Genomic DNA, 1,129 nt, shown 5'->3' with positions numbered 1-1,129 from the left:
GCGGGCGCGGCGGGCGCGGCGGGCGCGGCGGGCGCGGCGGGCGCGGCGGGGCCTGGCGGGCGCGGCGGGGCGCGGCGAGAGGCCACGGGGGCTGGCGCTTCGTGGTGGGGACTCAGTCGACCTCAGGCGCCCACTGAACCCCGTTGATATGAGCGCCGCCGTCCAGGAACAGCGTGTTGCCCGTGAGGTAGCGGCTGCCGTCACCGGCGAGGAACGCGGCCACAGAGCCGATGTCCTCCAAGGGGTCGCCGATCCTGCCCATCGGGTTGGCCGCCGCGATACCGGCCACCATCTCGGGGTTCGCCTGGGCGACGCGCTGGTAGGCCGCGCTCTGGGCGCCGGGGCAGATGACGTTGCAGCACACCTGACGCGGAGCCCACTCGCGGGCCGCCGTGCGCGTGAGCGTGCGCAGGGCCTCCTTAGCGGCGTTGTACTGCACCGAGTACATGTGGGCGTTGACGCCATTGAGCGAGCACAGGTTGATCACGCGGCCTACGCCACGCTTCTCCAGCTCCGGCAGCGCGGCCTGCATCGCCCAGAACGCTGACATCACGGCCATGTCAAAACCGTCGCGCAGCTTCTCGTCCGTCATGTTCTCCAGCCGGGCGTATCCGGTGCCCCGCCACGCGTTGTTGACCAGGATGTCGAGCCGACCGAAATTCTCGGTGGCAGACGCGATCATGGCCTGGACCTGATCCTTGTCGGTCACGTCGGTGCGGACGAACTTGGCCTGCACTGCCCACTGCTCCTGCAGCCAGGCTGCGGTCTCAGTACCCGCAGTCTCGTCGATCTCGGCGACGATCACCGAGGCACCCTCACGGGCCAACGCCCCAGCGATCCCTCGACCGATGCCCATCCCGGCACCGGTCACCACTGCTACACGGCCATTTAGCGTTCCCATATCCACCTCTAAGTCAGTGCATTATCTTCCCTTGCTGGAGCAAGTCTTACCTGTAGCAGTGGTGAGGCGCCGGGGATTGGACAGCTGAGCAGATTTCGGACCCGCGGAACGCGCGCCGCAGCCGGCCCGCCCGGTTCGCCGCGAAGAGGAAATCGGGCAAATCCTCTCGGGCGATGCAGGCGAATTCCTCTCCGCGGCGGGCGCGGCGGGCGCGGCGGGCGCGGCGGG

At 69.4% G+C, this 1,129-nt stretch carries 1 protein-coding gene; it reads right to left on the bottom strand.

Annotated features, from left to right (window positions below; genetic code table 11):
- Nucleotides 1-112 precede the first annotated feature (112 nt).
- Entirely contained in the window at nt 113-901 is a 789-nt protein-coding gene (locus ON04_RS15685) for an SDR family NAD(P)-dependent oxidoreductase (RefSeq protein WP_029458648.1), read from the bottom strand.
- Nucleotides 902-1,129 lie beyond the last annotated feature (228 nt).

Origin of the sequence: Dietzia alimentaria 72 (genome assembly GCF_000226215.1) — a bacterium.
Classification (GTDB): domain Bacteria; phylum Actinomycetota; class Actinomycetes; order Mycobacteriales; family Mycobacteriaceae; genus Dietzia; species Dietzia alimentaria.
The sequence above is the reverse complement of the archived record's forward strand: the minus strand, read 5'-3'. Positions and strand labels throughout refer to the sequence as shown.

What these genes read in the sequence shown, in the direction of transcription:
- ON04_RS15685 (WP_029458648.1), bottom strand. Translation starts at nt 901, where the DNA reads ATGGGAACGCTAAATGGCCGTGTAGCAGTGGTGACCGGTGCCGGGATG.